Here is a 16,105-nt window from a genome sequence, read left to right on the forward strand (position 1 = left end):
TACGTCGCTAAGTCGACTGACCCAGTGGCTGCCGGGGAAGGGCCGCGTACGGGTCGCGGCCTCGGACGGCCAGGGCGTAGCGCTCGACCAGGCGGCCCAGGACCCGGACGGTGGCGTCGATGTCCGCGGCCTCGACGTCGTGCAGGGCGTGGCGCAGCTTCTCCTGATGTGCCTCGCGCAGGCGGAGCAGGGCCGAGGTGCCCTCGGGCGTGATGCTGATGTTGCGCGCTCTGCGGTCCACCGGGTCGGGGGACCGCTCCACCAGGCCCTGTTCGTGGAGCTGGGCGACCTGGCGGGTGACGTGGGACGGCTCGACCAGCAGGCGTTCCGCCAGGTCTCCCACCCGGCAGATCCCGCCGTTCGCGGCCAGCGCCAGCAGCAGGTGGACGTCGGCGCGGCCGATCCTCACCCCGGCCTTGGCCTGGAGCCAGTCGTGCGCGGAGGGGCGGGTGAGCAGGTAGGACATCGCCGTCAGCACCTGCTGGAGTGCGGCCGTCGCGGCGTCGTCGGCGGGATCGGACATGCGAGGACTGTAGCGAGCGCGGGCCCGGCCGTCGTGACGCGTCCCCGGGTGAGCGGCGCGGCCGGGATGCGGAACCGGCCAACCTCGGTCCGGTGCTCACGGGGTCTATCCCCGTGCGGTGAACGGGAGTTAGCGTGACCGCGCAATTACTTGCCTTTGTTAGGTAACCGGTTGGCCGGTCGGAAGCGGGTCGTCCGCGGTGCGGGAGGCGAGGACTGACCACGCGACGCCCGCACCGGGCCGACGTCTGTGCCCCGTCAGCCGCACCCGCGTACCGCACCGTTCGTGAAGGAGCCGCAAGCCATGACGACCGCGCGACCCGTCACCCCGCTCAACTTCCCAGCCGAACGCGGCGGTTGCCCGTTCGCCCCGCCCCCCGCCTACGAGCGGGCCCGCGAGGAGGAACCGGTCAGCCAGGTCACGCTCTTCGACGGCACCCGCTGCTGGATGATCACCCGGCACGCGGACGTCAAGGCCGTCTTACGCGACCAGCGTTTCAGCGCCGACATCCGGCACCCGGGATTCCCGTTCATCAACGCCTCACGGCGAGCGTTGGTCTCCGGACAGCAGACCTTCATCCGGCTCGACGACCCCGAGCACGCCCGGCTGCGGCGGATGCTCACCGCCGACTTCATGATCAAGAAGACCGAGGCGCTCCGCCCGCGCATCCAGGGCATCGTGGACGAGTTCCTCGACCGCATGATCGCGCACGGTTCGCCCGCCGACCTGGTGACCGACTTCGCCCTGCCGATCCCGTCGCTGGTCATCTGCCTGCTGCTCGGCGTCGACTACGCCGACCACACGTTCTTCCAGGAACGCAGCCGGACCCTGCTGAACAACGAGGCCGCCGTCGATGACGTGGCGCGGGCCAGGGACGAACTGGTCGACTACCTGGCCGAGTTGGCGGAGCGCAAGCGCCGCTCCCCCGACGACTCGATCATCAGCCGACTGGTGGCGCGCGGCGAACTGACCGAGCGGGAGGTTGCCTCCACCGGCATGCTGCTGCTGGTCGCGGGGCACGAGACCACCGCCAACATGACCGCCCTGTCCACCCTGGTGCTGCTGCGCGAGCCCGAGCAGCTGACCAGGCTGCGGGCCCAGCCCGCACTGCTCAAGGGCGCCGTCGAGGAACTGCTGCGCTACCTCAGCATCATCCAGACCGGCCTGCCCCGGGTCGCCACCGAGGACATCACCATCGGCGGGCGGACCATCAGGGCCGGCGAGGGGGTGCTGTGCATGCTCGCCACCGCCAACCGCGACGAGGCCGCCTTCGCGGACGCCGGCCGGCTCGACGTCGCCCGCGAGGCGCGCCGTCACGTGGCGTTCGGCTTCGGGGTCCACCAGTGCCTCGGACAGCCGCTCGCCCGCGTCGAGTTGCAGATCGCGCTGGAGACCCTCTTGCGGAGGCTGCCGACGCTGCGGCTGGCCGTTCCGTTCGAGGAGATCCGCTACCGCGACGACATGGTGGTGTACGGCGTCCGCGAACTTCCGGTCGCCTGGTAGGGGTTGGCACGATGGCGGTGGCCCGGGGCGGCGCCCCGGGCCACCGGGAAGCCGGTCAGGAGGCCGGCCCGGCAGGCGGGTCGCCGTGGACCGCGTGCGCGTACAGCCGCGACAGGTCGGCGGTGAAGTAGGCGCTGTAGGAGATGTCCGGGGTGTCACCGCCGGTGTGGTAGCCGCCGATCACCCCGATCACCGCGAAGCCGTGGGACGCGCGCACCAGGAAGGGTCCGCCCGACGTGCCGTTCACGTAGCCCGCGCACCCGATCTCCAGGAAGTCGCCGGGCGCGTTCGGGTCGGTGCTGGTGTAACGGCGGGTGGACGACCAGCAGTCCAGCGGCTCGGGCCCGGTCGTGTCGCTGTAGCCGGGGTAGCCGACCAGCCGGACGGCGCGGTGGGCGTAGCCCGGATACGTCATCAGGTCGAAGCCGCCTACGACGTCCTGCACCTGGCGGCCGTCCGCGCGGGGCTCCAGCCGGGAGAGCGAGTAGTCCCAGCGGGCACCCTCGCCGGAACCCAGGGTGTAGTACCGCTGGTCGATGTAGACCGCCTCCACGGGGAAGACGCCGTAGGGCTTGAGACCGTCGTGGTACATCGGCACGAACGCCAGGTCCTTCTTCGCCCCTGCGTGGGTGAGGCAGTGCCCCGCGCTGATCACCAGGTCGCGCACCGGGCTGCGGACCACGGTGGCCCCGCAGGAGCGGTCCTGGTTCTGGCCGTCGGTCCAGAAGAACGTGCCGACCTGCGGCAGCCCGGGGAACGGGTGGCTCGGCGGCACCGGGACGGTACCCGCCCGGGACACCGGGCCGGGGACGGCGTCGTCCTGGGGCCGGGCCGAGCGCATGCGTCCCGCGGTCCAGTAGGCGTCGTCGGCGACGGCGGCGGAGCCACGGCCGTGCGGGCGTCCGGCGGCGTCGGCGGCGGGAGCCTGGGCAAGACAGGCCGTCAGGCCCAGCAGCAGGGCGGACAGGGCGGGCAACGCACGAGAGGAGCGTGAGCGGCGCATGGACTTCCTTCCGGCAGGCACGGACGGACGACGGCGTCGGGCGCGGCGCGAGACCCGGAGCGCACGGCCGGGGGAGCGGGGGACACGGAGTACGAGCACTCCGAGGCGTTCCGGGAATCGCGTTGTCAACTCACCATGTACACAGCGCCCTCGACAACACCGCCAACGCCGCGTGAACGCCCCCGGGCGCCCCACAGACGGCCTAGCGGCGACGGCCGGCCGGGGTCCCGCGACCGGACGACCGGCGTCGCGTCACGGCGGCCCGCCGCCTGCTGAGCGGCTGAATCACCCGTTCGATGGGCATGGAATGCTTGACATGCCGTCACCATTACCGCCACCCCGAGGGACAGGAAGCCCGGACAGACATGGTCAGAGCAGATCTGGAGAAGAACCCCGCCGAGGTCGCCGCGATGTTCGACGAGGTCGCGCTCGGCTACGACCGCACCCGCGCCCGGCTGTGGCTGGGCCGGATGAACAGCTGGGGACGCCGCATGGCGCGGGCGGCCGGTGCGCGGCCCGGCCGCCGGATCCTCGACGTCGCCGCGGGCACCGGGACGTCCGGTATGGCACTGACCGCCGAAGGTGCTTCCGTGGTGGCCTGCGACTTCTCCGAGGGCATGCTCGCGATCGGCCGGCGGCGCCACCCGGCCATGGACTTCGTCGTCGGCGACGGGCACCGACTGCCCTTCGCGGACGGCTCCTTCGACGCGGTCACCATCTCCTTCGGACTGCGCAACGTCACCGACCCCGAGTCGGTGCTCGGCGAGATGCTGCGGGTGACCCGGCCCGGCGGGGTGCTGACCGTCTGCGAGTTCAGCCTGCCGGTCACGCCGGTGCGCCGGGCCCTGTTCACCGCGTACCTGCGGTGGATCGTGCCGATGACCGGGCGCCGGGTGAGCAGCAACCCGGAGGCGTACGTCTATCTGGCCGAATCCATACGTGACTGGCCCTCCCCGGACCGTCTCGCGGGACGTATCGCCGCCGCCGGCTGGCAGCGGGTGCGCTGGCGTGCGCTGGACGGCGGCGTGGTCCACCTGCACACGGCGGTCGCCGGTCCTCGCGGTGGACGGCAGGAGGTTCCGGGCACGGGCGCGGGCACCGCGGTGGGCGCCGGGGTCAGCGGCGGGGCGGAACGTTCCGCCGGAGCGGCCGGGTAGCGGCGGCGCGGCTCGGTGGGCGGACCGCGGAGACGGGGGACGAGGACCGCGCGTTGCGCCGTGCGCGCTTCGCATTCACCTGTTCGAGCGGTCTGGCGCGACGCCGGACGAGGTCACGCGTTGGACAGGGTCCCCGCCGGTCACGGTTGGGGACAGCCACTGTTTTCGCGTGTGAAAGGACTTGAGAGCATGTCGCGTATCGCCAAGGCCCTCGTGGTGACCGCAGCTGCCGGAGCCGCCGTTTCCGGTTCCGCCGGGTTCGCCATGGCCGACGCCGGGGCCCAGGGCGCCGCGGTGCAGTCCCCGGGCGTCGTCTCGGGCAACGTCATCCAGGTGCCGGTGCACGTGCCGGTCAACGTCTGCGGTAACACCATCGACGTGATCGGTGTCCTGAACCCGGCGTTCGGCAACACCTGCGCCAACGGCTGAAGCCGCGCGGGGCGCTGACCCCGCGGCACAGGGCGGGCCGCCGCTGGCGGCCCGCCCTTCGTGTGTCCGCCCCCGGCGGCCCGCATCGACCGATCGGTCGATGCGCCGTCTCCACCGACCGCCGCCCACCCGTGGCCGTACGGCCGACCGCGGTGGCCGCCCGCCGGCCGGAGAGTGCGGCGCAGGCGGCGCCGCGCGACGCGGGCGGGGGGCGAACAGCCGTAATTGTAAGGAGTCTTGACAGTCCGTTGGTCTAGTCCAATCATGGTCCGCATTGCGCCGCTCCACGCGCTCTTCCACCCTGCTGGGAGCAGACATGATTCGACTCAGATCGATCCGGGCCGCCGCGACCGCGCTGGTCACCACAGCGGCCTCCGCCGGACTGCTCATGACCTCCGGGGGCGCCGCGCACGCGGCGGCGCCCACCCCGTTGCCCGCCCACGTCTTCGCCCCGTACTTCGAGGCCTACAACGGCGACAGCCCCGCCCAGCTGGCCTCCGCCTCCGGCAACAAGTACCTGACGATGGCGTTCATCCAGACCAACGCCAAGGGGTCGTGCACCCCGTACTGGGACGGCGACACCAGCACCCCCATCGCCTCGTCCACCTACGGCAGCGACATCTCCACCATCCAGGCGGGCGGCGGCGACGTCATCCCGTCCTTCGGCGGCTACGCGGCCGACGACGGCGGCACCGACATCGCCGACAGCTGCACCGACGTCTCCCAGATAGCCGCCGCGTACGAGAAGGTCATCACCACCTACAACGTCAGCCGCATCGACCTCGACACCGAGGACAACTCGCTGACCGACACCGCGGGCATCGACCGCCGCAACAAGGCCATCAAGGAGGTGGAGGACTGGGCGACGGCCAACAACCGCACCGTGCAGTTCTCCTACACCCTGCCCACCACCACCAGCGGTCTGGCGAGCAGCGGACTGGCCGTGCTGAAGAACGCGGTCTCCAACGGGGCGCGCGTCGACGTCGTCAACATCATGACGTTCGACTACTACGACGGCGCCACCCACGAGATGGCGAACGACACCGAGTCCGCAGCCGCCGGACTGGTCGGCCAGCTCGCGAGCCTGTACCCGGCGAAGACCCAGGCGCAGCTGTGGGCCATGGTCGGCGTCACCGAGATGCCCGGCATCGACGACTACGGCGCCGCCGAGACGTTCACCACCGCGGACGCGGCGACCGTGGAGAACTGGGCGGTCTCCAAGGGCATCAGCACCCTGTCGTTCTGGGCCCTCCAGCGAGACAACGGCGGCTGCCCGGGCACCGGCGGCTCCGACACCTGCTCGGGCATCAGCCAGGACCAGTGGTACTTCAGCCACACCTTCGAGCCGTTCACCAGTGGCGGCGGCGTCACCCCGCCGCCGGTCGGCAACGACTTCTCGGTCTCGGCGTCGCCCTCCTCCGGCTCCGTCGCCCCGGGCGGCACGGCGACCGCCACCATCGGCACCTCCGTCACCTCCGGCTCCGCGCAGTCGGTCGCTCTCACCGCGTCCGGCGCGCCGGCGGGCGTGACCGTCTCCCTCAGCCCCACCTCGGTCACCGCGGGCGGCTCCTCCACGCTGACCGCGACCGTCGGCTCCTCGGTGGCCGCGGGCAGCTACCCCATCACCGTGACCGGCACCGCCGCCTCCGGCAGCCACTCCGCCACCTACACCCTGACGGTCACCGGCTCCGGCACCGGATCGGGCTCGCTGACCAACGGCGGGTTCGAGAGCGGCAGCAGCCCGTGGACCTGCGCGAGCGGCAGCACGGTGGTCTCCACCCCCGTGCATTCCGGCAGCCACGCCCTCCAGGTCACGCCCACCTCCAGCACCACCGGTGAGTGCGACCAGTCCGTCACCCTCAAGCCGAACACCAGCTACACGCTAACCGGCTGGGTGCAGGGCTCCTACGCGTACATCGGCGTCAGCGGCGGGGCGACCGCCAGCACCTGGACGAACTCCAGCGGCTGGACCAAGCTCACCGTGCCCTTCACCACCGGCTCCTCCGGCACCGTCACGGTCTACGTGCACGGCTGGTACGGCCAGGGCGACGTCTACGCGGACGACTTCTCGCTCAGCTGACGACCGCGACCGGCACCGCCACCGAGGGCCCGCGGGGGAACGCTCTCCGCGGGCCCTCGGCACGTGCCCCCGCGCGCCCGGACGGGCTCCGTCCGGGCCCCCGTCACCCGGATGACGCAGCCTGCCGCAAGGCGTCGCGGCGCGCTCGGCGCACGCCCCCTGCCTCCCGCGAACGGCCCTGGCCCCGCGCGCCGAGCGCCCGGCTGGCGGACAATCTTCGCATCGACCACCGACGCGCCGTGACAGGAGGAGCCGAGGACCGGCCGGGGGCGACGACCAGCGGACGAGGGCAGGTGGATGACCGAACCGGTGGACAGCGCGACAGACGGTGCCGAACGCGGCGCCGCGCACGGCAGCGCCCCGCTGCTGGGTGGACGCCGGGTCCGCATCCACCACGCCGTACGCGCCGCCGCCGTGGCGGTCGCGGCCCTGCTGCTGCTCACCACCGGCGCGGGCGTGTGGCTGTACGTCCACCTCGACGGCAACCTGCACGGACTGCCGCTGTTCGGCGGCGCCACCGGAGACGCAGGACGCGAGAAGCCCGACGCGTTCGGCCGCACACCGGTCAACGTGCTGGTGATCGGCTCCGACGGCCGCGCCGACCCGGCCGACTGCGCCCTCGGCGGTGACTGCGGCCCGGGACAGAACGCCGACGTGGAGATGGTCGTCCACCTGTCCGCCGACCGGTCCAACGCCACCGTCATGAGCGTGCCCCGCGACACCATGGCCGACCTGCCCGCCTGCAAGGCCCCGGCCGGCGGCGGAGTGGTGGCGGCCCGCCGCGACCAGATCAACTCCACGCTGCGCTACGGCCCCGGCTGCACGGTCGCCGCCGTGCACGAACTCACCGGCATCCCCATCGACCACTTCATGATGATCGGCTTCGACGGGGTGGTCCGGATGTCCGACGCGGTCGGCGGAGTGGACGTGTGCGTGGACCAGGACGTCTACGACCCCTACTCCCACCTGAAGCTGGCCAAGGGCAGGCACACCCTCAAGGGGCTGGCCGCCCTGGAGTTCCTGCGCTCGCGGCACGCCTTCGGCGACGGCAGCGACCTCGGCCGCACCTACGCCCAGCACCTCTACCTCGGCTCGCTGGTGCGGCGCATGAAGGCCACCGGCACCCTGACCGACCCGACCACGCTCTACGGGCTCGCCGACGCGGCCACCAAGGCGCTCACCGTGGACACCGGCCTGGACAGCGTCCCCAAGCTGCTGGGACTGGCCGCCGACCTCAACAAGGTGCAGCCCTCCCGCGTCACGTTCACCACCATGCAGAGCGAGCCCGACCCGGCCGACCCCGGCCGCGTCGTGGTCGCGCCCGCCGCACAGGCGCTCTTCTCCGCCATCGCCGCCGACCGGGCGCTCACCACGTCGAACGGCGCCAAGTCCGCCGTGGCGAACGCGCTGCAGCGGGAGGCCGCCACGCCCGAGGCGATGGCCGACCTGGAAGGCCGGATCGCCCTGCGGGACCGCTCCGCGCGGGCCTCCACCGCGCCGCCCGGCGACGTCTCGGTCGCCGCGTACGCGACGTCCGCGCTGCCGGGCGGCAGCGACGACTCCGGCTACGACGCGCACGCCGAGACCGCCACGCAGGCCACCGGCTGCGCCGCGGTCAGCCCGTACCGGACGGTGACGGTGAACGGCGTGCCGATGACGCCGACCCAGGCGTTCACCGCGAGCCGCGGCGTCCCGCTGTCGGCCCCCTGACGACCGTCCCCGAAGCACCGGAGCATCCGCGGAAACGTCCCCACGGCGTTCACGCGCCGGACGCGTCGGTCTCACCCGGGCTCCACCGCGCCGCGCGAGCCTGCGGGCGTCGCCGCCGAGCCGCCCGGAACGGAACGCCCATGACCAGTGCACCCGCACCCGCCCGGTTCCGTGACGTGCCGGGCTGGTTCTTCCCCGCCGACCAGGTGCTCTTCGACTGGTTCCTGACCCGGCAGCACGCCCGGGGCGAGCGCGGCGACCTGCTGGAGATCGGCGTCTACCTCGGCAAGAGCGCCATCTTCAGCGGCTGCTACCTGGCCGAGTGGGAACGCTTCACCGTCTGTGACCTGTTCGACTCGCCCGCCGAGGACCGCCCCAACAGCGCCGAGATGGCCAAGTCCTACGCCACCTTGACCCGGCGCGCCTTCGAGGCCAACTACCTCGCCTTCCACGAGCGGCTGCCGCGGATCGTGCAGGGCCTGTCCTCCCTGGTCGCCACCGAGGTCCCGGACGCCTCCTGCCGCTTCGTCCACGTCGACGCCTCGCACCTGTACGACCACGTGCGCGGCGACATACTCCAGGCCCGCGCCAAGCTGCTTCCGTACGGCATCGTGGCCCTCGACGACTTCCGCGCCGAGCACTGCCCCGGCGTCGCCGCCGCCACCTGGGAGGCGGTGACCAGCGGCGGACTGCGGCCGGTCTGCGTCACCGGCACCAAGTTCTACGGCACCTGGGGCGATCCGGAGCCGGTCCGGGACGAACTGCTGGGCATGCTGGACAGCCGCCGCGACCTGTGGCACGAAGTCCAGTCGGTGGCCGGGGGACGGCTGATCAGGATCGACGGCAAGAAGGCCACCCCGCCGCGGCACCCCGCCGCCCTGCGCGTCGACGCCGCCGCCCCGCACCCCGCCTCCGTCCCCGGCCCGGCCGCCGCGGCACCCTCGGCCGACCGCCCCGTCCGCGGCCGTTCGCTGGCCGGACGACTGGCGGCACGCACCCTGCCGGGCCCCGTCGTCCGGGCCCTCGCCGGGCGCGCCCGCAGGTGACGTGGGGCGGCGGCGCGCACAAATCCACGTGATCCCGAGGCCGTTGGCACGTCGACGTGGCGGTCCGGCCGTTCGCCGGGCATGCTGCGGGGTGCACAAGGAATCCCCCCGTGGAATCCTGGCGGAGGAGGGACACTGTGGGAACGGCCTTCGCACTGCCGCTGCTCGGCCTCGCGTTCGCGGTCGCGGCACCGCGGATGCTCTGCCGTGCCCGCTGGCAGGACCGCGAACCGGTGGTGGCCCTGTGGATCTGGCAGTGCGTGGTGGCCGCCGTGCTGCTGTGCTTCGGACTGTCCCTGCTCGTCACCGCCGCCGCGTTGTGCCCGCCGCTGCGCGCCGACCTGTTCCTGCTCGCGCCGCGCGGGGTGCAGCAGGCGTACGGCCTGGCCACCGGCGGCGCCTGGCGCGGGGTGCTGGCCGCGGTCCTGCTCACCGGCGCCGTCCATCTCGTCCTGCACCTGGCCCGGGAGGCGCACCTCGCGCGCATCAGCCGCCGCAGGCGCTACCGGGAACTGCGCGCCGCCGCCCCCGCACTGCCGCGCGAGGCCTGTCCGGACACCCCGCGCAGGCTCGGGCGACGCGTGGAGCACGTGCTGGTCATGGAGAACCCGCGTCCGCAGGCCTGGTCCCTGCCGGTACCGCGCCACCCGCTGCAACTGGTGGTCTCCACCGGCGCGATGCGGCGGCTGAGCGCCGAACAACTCGACGCCGTGCTCGCCCACGAACGCGCCCACGCCCGGGCCCGCCACCACCTGCTCCTTCAGTCCGCCGGGGCGCTCACCACCGCGTTCCCCTCCTCCGCGCTCTTCGCCGCCTACGCCGACCGCTCGGCCCGGCTGGTGGAGCTGGCCGCGGACGACGCCGCAGCCCACCGGCACGGGCAGCTGGCCACCGCCCTCGCCCTGATCGACCTCAACGACAGCCGCGCGGGCCTGTCCAGGACCCCGCTGCCGGCCGGCTGGAGCCCCGGCACCCCGCCGCCGCCCCCCGTCGAGCAGATCACCGAGCGCGTCGACCGGCTGCTGACCGGGCCGCCCCGGCTGCGTCCGCTGCAACGGCTCAACCTCACCGCCGCCGGACTCGCCATCATCCTGGTGCCGGTGCTCGTCGCGCTGGCCCCGGGGCTGGGCGCGCTGTTCGCCGCGACCTGGTGAGCCCTCCGCCGCAACTCCCGGCACGGGCAAGGGGGCTCCGGCGCGATGGCTTACAGCCCCCTGTGGTACGTGTAGGTCGAACAGATCATTCCGCAATCCGGTGAACCGCCACAGCGACCAGGAGACGACATGAGCGACACCATGACCGCGGGCACGGTCACGATCACCAGCGGCGACGGCGAGGAGATCGAGGCGTACCTCGCCCACCCGGTCGACGCTCCGCACCGCGGCGGCGTGGTGGTCATCCACCACATGCCCGGCTACGACCGGTGGTCCAAGGAGGTCGTCCGCCGCTTCGCCTCCGACGGCTGGGCGGCGCTGTGCCCGAACCTCTACTCCCGTCAGGCGCCCGGCGCGAGCCCCGACGACGCCGCCGCGGCGGTGCGCGCCCTCGGCGGCGTCTCCGACGAGCAGCTGATCGCCGACGTCGAGGGAGCGATGCGCCACCTCAAGTCGCTGCCCGGGGCCAACGGCAAGGTGGGCGTCATCGGCCACTGCTCCGGCGGCCGTCAGGCGTTCCTCGCGGCCTGCTCGCTGCCGCTGGACGCGGCCGTGGACTGCTACGGCGCGTTCGTCGCCAAGGAGCCGGACGCGGGCTTCCCGCTCAAGGTCAAGCCGGTGCTGGGGCTCGCCGGGAACCTGTCCGCCCCGCTGCTGGGCCTGTTCGGCGCCGAGGACTCCTTCCCCGCGCCGGACGAGGTCGCCCAACTCGCCGCCGAACTGGAGCGGTTGGGCAAGGACCACGAGTTCCACACCTACGAGGGGGCCGGGCACGCCTTCTTCGCCACCGACCGGCCGAGCTACCGGCCCGAGGCCGCGGTGGACGGCTGGGAGAAGATCTACGGCTTCTTCGGCCGCCACCTGTCGGCCTGACCGCCCGGTCCCACCGCCGTCCACCCGTGTTCCGCAGGAGTCCGCCATGTGCACGTACCTGACCGAGAAGATCGCCCTCGAAGGCAGTGGCAAGGGCACCCCGGGCTGGTTCCCGGTCACCCAGGCCGCCGTCTACGTCGACCACCCCCAGCACCATCCGCAGGAGCACACCGTCAACATCGACTTCACCAACCCCGGGCGAGGTCCCTCCGCCCGGGTGGCGCTGGAGCTGACCGAGGAGGCCGCGCGCGACCTGGTGGACGCGATCCAGCGGGCGCTGGCCTCGGCCCCGGACGGGCTGGCCGCGGCCGGCCGCCGACCGGCCGCGGTGTGACCCCGGTTCAGCCGGAGATCTTGCCGAAGATCTTGGAGTAGGCGTAACCGGTGCCCTTGTCGTAGCCGTCGACCTCCCAGAAGGCCAGCTCCTGGACGCCCTTGGACGCGGCGAAGGCCTCCAGCGTCCTGGCGTCGGCCTGGGTGAAGTCCTCGTCGTCGTCGTTCTTCCCGGCGATCGGGGTGAGCCCGAGGCGCGCCCAGTTGCTCGCGGCGGAACCGCCGTAGAGCGAGGCGAGCTGGCCTTCGGTGGCGGTCGCGGCCGACTCGGCGTCCTTGAGGGCGTTCTCGCCGTCGCCGAAGTCCATGGTCATGATGTTGACCAGGTTGACCTTGACGCCCTTGCTCCTGGCGTCCTTGAGCAGGTTGAGGGTCGAGCTCTCCAGCCCGTCCGGGTCGACCGCCAGGGTGTAGTCGACCTGCACCGACGGGTCCTGCTTCTGGAGGGCCGCCAGGGCCTGGTCCCGGCGGGAGGTGGCGGCGGTGTCGCTCAGCGTCCCGCCCTCGATGTCGAAGTCGAGGCGGGTCACGCCGTACGTCTTGACGACGTTCGCGTAGGCGGCGGTCAGATCGGAGACCGACGTGCAGGTCTGCGCCAGCTCACCGCCCGACTCGCCGCCGAACGAGATGATGACGTCGCCGCCCGCCGACTTAAGGGACTTGACCTGCGAGGTGAACGCGCCCAGCGAGTCGCCGCCGTCCTCCCACTGCGGCGTACAGCCCGACTTGGGCGTCAGGAAGGCGAGCGTGTAGTCCTTCACCCCGCTGGCCTTCATGTCCTTGGCCATGTCACCGGCGTCGTCCCCGCTGATCTGGAGGTACGGGGCCGCGTAGTGGGCGGCGAACGCGGGGGACGCGGCGGGGGCGGCCTGCGCCGGGAGCGCACCGGCGACGAGACAGGCGGGGACGACTCCGGAGGCCAGCAGCGCGGCCGTCTTCAGTGACTTGCCCATGACAACCTTCCGTGGGGAGACGTCAATTAGGAAAGTTTCCTAACGACTTGCACGGGAGGATGGCCTTCGGCCACCGGCGTGTCAAGGGATCGCGCGGGCGCGGCCGGTGAACCGGCCGCGCCCGCGGTGGTGTTCGCACGCCTGCGGTGGTGACGGTGGCGGTGCTCGCGTTGGCCCGGGGAAGGCGGGGAGGCGCCCCCTCAGCGGCGAGTGCGGGTCATCGGGGGTCAACCCCCGGTTGCTCAGCGGTAGTTGCCGGTGTGACCGAGGCTGTAGCGGCCGGGCTGCGGGAAGAACGCCAGGCCGTGCGGGTTGGCGCCGACGGGGATGCGGGCCAGCAGACGGCCGTTGGAGGTGTCGAAGACGTACACCTCGTCGTTGTCCCGGCCGGAGAGCCACAACTGCCGTCCGTCCGCGCTGACCCCGCCCATGTCGGGGGAGCCGCCGCCCGGGATGGTCCACGTCGCCACCGACTTGCCGGCCCTCGGGTCGACCACCGAGACCGATCCCGCGTCGCGGTTGGAGACGTAGAGCAACTGCCCGTCGCGGCTGGGGTGGATGCCGTGCGCGCCCGCACCGGTGTGGATGTAGCCGACGCGCCGCAGCGTCTCCCCGTCGACCGCGACCAGCCCCGCGTCGTTGAGCGCCGCGACGTAGAAGGTTCGCCCGTCCGGGCCGAGCCTGATGTCCTGCGGCATGACGTTGCGGCCCAGCCTCAGCCGGTCGAGCAGCCGCATCGACTTCGTGTCGTACTTCAGCACGTCGCCCGAGAACTCGCAGGTCGCGAGGAAGTACGAGCCGTCCGCGGAGAAGTCGGCGTGGTTGACGCCCTGGCACGGCACCTTGACCGCCTTGCGCAGGGCCATGGTGTGCGGGTCGTAGAGGTCGATGCGGTCGTGCCGTTCGGCCATCACCACCGCCGCGCCGCCGTCCGGTGTGAAGTACAGGTTGTACGGCGCGTCCACCTCGACCGGCTTGCCGGGCTTGGCGGTTCGCGGATCGATCGGGACCAGCCGGTCGCTGCCGCTGGCGTCGACCCACAGCGTCCTCATGTCCCACGACGGCGTGACGTGCTGCGGCAGCTTCCCGACCTTGAAGTGCCCGACGACCTTGAAGGTTTTGGGATCGATGACGGTGACGGTGTCGCGGTCGGGATTGCGGGAGGGCGCCATGCCGTGCATGCCGGGCTCGCCGCTGTTGGGCACGTAGACCAGCTGCGGGTCCCCCTGCACGGCGGGGGAGAGCATGCCCGCGAGCGTGAAGCCGTACGTCCCGCCCAGCGCGGCGCCGGCCCGGGGCGCCATCGGGGGAGTGAACAGCCGCTGCGCCGCCGACACCAGGTTCCCCGGTCCCATCGGCACCTGGGTGGGCGTCAGCCCGGTCGGCGCCTGCGCCGCGGGCCCCGGCCGCCGGTCCGACACGGCACGGAACGCGCCGGACGTCGGGCCGACGGCGAGCGCGGTCGCAGCCACGCCGAGGGCGAGTGAGCACAGCAGTCCGGTCCGCACATGGCGCGCACGCACAGGGCATCCCTCCCGTCAGCGGTGGTTCCGGCGCGATGTGATCCGCAGCCAGAATCGGCGCACCGGGCGGGATCGGCGACTCGGGAGGGAGCGACTCGGCGTGTGTGGGGCCCGGTCGACAGGGGGGAATCGACCGGGCCCCGGGAGCCGGGCGGGCCGAGGGAGTCGCCCGCCCGACCTCCGCCTGCCCGGGGTCCGCGGACACAAACCGGCCCGATCCCGCCGGGCCCGGGAATCACCCATCCGAGGGGCGTGCGGCCGCGTCGCGGCACTGGGTCCACCCGGGTGAGCCGGCCGGCGCCGCGGCGGTCGGCGGCCGGGTGCCGGGCGCTCGTGGCGGCCGACGATCACGGTGCTAGGTTCGTGCGTCGTCCCGGCGGTGCGTCCGAGCCGCCGCGCGAGCCGTCAAGGAGCAGCCATGAGCGTCCGCGTCGAACGGCGAGGCCCCGTCACCACCGTCGTCCTGGCCCGGCCGGAGTGCCGCAACGCGGTGGACGGCGCCACCGCCGCCGCGCTGGCCGACGCGTTCCGGGGGTTCGAGGCCGACGAGACGGCCCGCGTCGCGGTGCTGTGGGGCGAGGGTGGCACGTTCTGCGCGGGTGCCGACCTCAAGGCGGTCGGCACCGAGCGCGGCAACCGGGTGGCGCCGGAGGGGGACGGGCCGATGGGGCCGACCCGGATGCGGCTGTCCAAGCCGGTCGTCGCCGCGGTCAGCGGGCACGCGGTCGCGGGCGGCCTCGAACTGGCCCTCTGGTGCGACCTGCGGGTGGCCGAACAGGACGCGGTCTTCGGCGTCTTCTGCCGCCGTTGGGGCGTCCCGCTGATCGACGGCGGCACCGTGCGGCTGCCCCGGCTGATCGGGGAGAGCCGGGCGATGGACCTCATCCTGACCGGCCGCCCGGTGCCCGCGCCCGAGGCGTACGAGATGGGCCTGGCCAACCGGATCGTCCCGCCGGGGCAGGCCCGCGCCGCCGCCGAGGCCCTCGCGGCCGACATCGCGCGCTTCCCCCAGGCGTGCCTGCGCGGCGACCGCGCCTCCGTCCTGGAGCAGCGCGGCCTGCCGGAGGCCGAGGCGATGGCGGCCGAACTCCGCCTCGGCCAGGCGGTGCTGGCGGAGGCGATGGACGGTGCGCGCCGCTTCAGCCGGGGCGCGGGGCGGCACGGCACGTTCGACGGGATCTGACCGGCTGACGCCACGTCAACCCGCCCCGGCGGCACGCCCGTTGACGCCCGCCTACCCGCCCTGCGTCCGCAGCGCGTCGCACGTCCCGCCGAGCGAGTCCTGCGAGATGAGCTTGCCGAGCGCGCCCGCGTGGGTCAGCGGGATCGGGCAGTGGCCGTCGTCCGCCCAGGCTGCCGCACAGCCCGGGGCCGCCGCCGCGGTCAAGACCGCCCCGGCGGCCATCAGGCCCGCCAGCACCCCCGTGAGCGCGCGCGGCATGCCCGCCGCGGGGCCCGGCAGCGCCCCGCCCCGTCGCGTCGCCCTCGGTGTCGTCCTCGTGCTCACCGGTCGTCCCCTTCCGCCGCGGACGGGGCCTGTCCCCGTCACACCAGGGGAAACGCGGCAGCGGCCGATGGGTCACCCCTGCGTGCGCGGCGCCGCCCGGTGTTGCGGGGCGGGACCTGCGCGCGCATGATCCGAGAAGAAGCGGCGCAAGAACGCGGGATCGCCCACTACCCGATTCTTAACAGAATCTTTAATATGGGCGTAACGTCTCATCTCGCTACACAGCGGATTCCCCGCAGCGGGTTGTTTCCGGCGTGAAGCCCGGCTGCCGGATATCGCTCCTCACCTCACCCGGTTCGGAACGAGGGGTG

The 16,105-nt window shown here is 73.1% G+C and carries 15 protein-coding genes; 10 read left to right on the forward strand and 5 right to left on the reverse strand.

Going from position 1 to position 16,105, the window contains the following annotated elements:
* Nucleotides 1-7 precede the first annotated feature (7 nt).
* Nucleotides 8-523: a MarR family transcriptional regulator gene (locus CK485_RS10565; protein WP_109449345.1), complete on the reverse strand. Its 516-nt coding sequence runs from the start codon at nt 521-523 to the stop codon at nt 8-10.
* Between the two features lie 303 nt (nt 524-826).
* Between CK485_RS10565 and CK485_RS10570 the strand changes: the two genes are divergently transcribed.
* The gene (locus tag CK485_RS10570; protein ID WP_109449347.1) at nt 827-2,026 is read left to right on the forward strand and encodes a cytochrome P450; all 1,200 of its coding nucleotides are present in this window, start codon (nt 827-829) and stop codon (nt 2,024-2,026) included.
* Between the two features lie 55 nt (nt 2,027-2,081).
* On the opposite strand, the gene CK485_RS10575 is transcribed toward CK485_RS10570, so the two are convergent.
* A complete protein-coding gene (locus CK485_RS10575; protein WP_109449349.1) occupies nt 2,082-3,029 on the reverse strand; it encodes a trypsin-like serine protease in 948 nt (315 codons plus the stop codon).
* Between the two features lie 365 nt (nt 3,030-3,394).
* On the opposite strand from CK485_RS10575, the gene CK485_RS10580 reads away from it, so the two are divergent.
* The 8 genes from CK485_RS10580 to CK485_RS10615 all read left to right on the forward strand — a co-directional run bounded on the left by CK485_RS10580 (nt 3,395) and on the right by CK485_RS10615 (nt 11,812).
* A complete protein-coding gene (locus tag CK485_RS10580) occupies nt 3,395-4,186 on the forward strand; it encodes a ubiquinone/menaquinone biosynthesis methyltransferase (RefSeq protein WP_109449350.1) in 792 nt (263 codons plus the stop codon).
* 189 nt (nt 4,187-4,375) lie between these two features.
* Entirely contained in the window at nt 4,376-4,615 is a 240-nt protein-coding gene (locus CK485_RS10585; protein ID WP_109449352.1) for a chaplin, read from the forward strand.
* A gap of 316 nt (nt 4,616-4,931) precedes the next feature.
* A complete protein-coding gene (locus tag CK485_RS10590) occupies nt 4,932-6,695 on the forward strand; it encodes a carbohydrate binding domain-containing protein (protein WP_109449354.1) in 1,764 nt (587 codons plus the stop codon).
* 297 nt (nt 6,696-6,992) lie between these two features.
* Nucleotides 6,993-8,405, forward strand: coding sequence for an LCP family protein (locus CK485_RS10595; RefSeq protein ID WP_109449356.1), 1,413 nt, complete (start codon nt 6,993-6,995; stop codon nt 8,403-8,405).
* A 140-nt stretch (nt 8,406-8,545) separates the two neighbouring features.
* Nucleotides 8,546-9,451, forward strand: a complete 906-nt coding sequence (locus tag CK485_RS10600; protein ID WP_109449358.1) for a class I SAM-dependent methyltransferase — start codon at nt 8,546-8,548, stop codon at nt 9,449-9,451.
* A gap of 137 nt (nt 9,452-9,588) precedes the next feature.
* Nucleotides 9,589-10,605, forward strand: a complete 1,017-nt coding sequence (locus tag CK485_RS10605) for a M56 family metallopeptidase (protein WP_109449359.1) — start codon at nt 9,589-9,591, stop codon at nt 10,603-10,605.
* Nucleotides 10,606-10,734: 129 nt separating this feature from the next.
* On the forward strand, nt 10,735-11,478 hold the full coding sequence (locus CK485_RS10610) for a dienelactone hydrolase family protein (protein ID WP_109449361.1): 744 nt from the start codon (nt 10,735-10,737) through the stop codon (nt 11,476-11,478).
* 46 nt (nt 11,479-11,524) lie between these two features.
* A complete protein-coding gene (locus CK485_RS10615; RefSeq protein ID WP_109449363.1) occupies nt 11,525-11,812 on the forward strand; it encodes a DUF6295 family protein in 288 nt (95 codons plus the stop codon).
* Nucleotides 11,813-11,819: 7 nt separating this feature from the next.
* Here CK485_RS10615 and CK485_RS10620 read toward each other — a convergent pair whose 3' ends face one another.
* Together CK485_RS10620 and CK485_RS10625 are read right to left on the reverse strand one after the other, a co-directional pair.
* Entirely contained in the window at nt 11,820-12,764 is a 945-nt protein-coding gene (locus tag CK485_RS10620) for a chitinase (protein ID WP_109449365.1), read from the reverse strand.
* Between the two features lie 242 nt (nt 12,765-13,006).
* A complete protein-coding gene (locus tag CK485_RS10625) occupies nt 13,007-14,287 on the reverse strand; it encodes a YncE family protein (RefSeq protein ID WP_241968271.1) in 1,281 nt (426 codons plus the stop codon).
* 418 nt (nt 14,288-14,705) lie between these two features.
* Here CK485_RS10625 and CK485_RS10630 point away from each other — a divergent pair, with 418 nt between their 5' ends.
* Nucleotides 14,706-15,470, forward strand: coding sequence for a crotonase/enoyl-CoA hydratase family protein (locus CK485_RS10630; protein ID WP_109449367.1), 765 nt, complete (start codon nt 14,706-14,708; stop codon nt 15,468-15,470).
* A 51-nt stretch (nt 15,471-15,521) separates the two neighbouring features.
* Here CK485_RS10630 and CK485_RS10635 read toward each other — a convergent pair whose 3' ends face one another.
* Entirely contained in the window at nt 15,522-15,794 is a 273-nt protein-coding gene (locus tag CK485_RS10635; protein ID WP_109449369.1) for a hypothetical protein, read from the reverse strand.
* Between the last annotated feature and the right edge of the window lie 311 nt (nt 15,795-16,105).

The sequence above is a fragment of the Streptomyces sp. ICBB 8177 genome (assembly GCF_003144095.1).
In the GTDB taxonomy this organism is placed as follows: domain Bacteria; phylum Actinomycetota; class Actinomycetes; order Streptomycetales; family Streptomycetaceae; genus Streptantibioticus_D.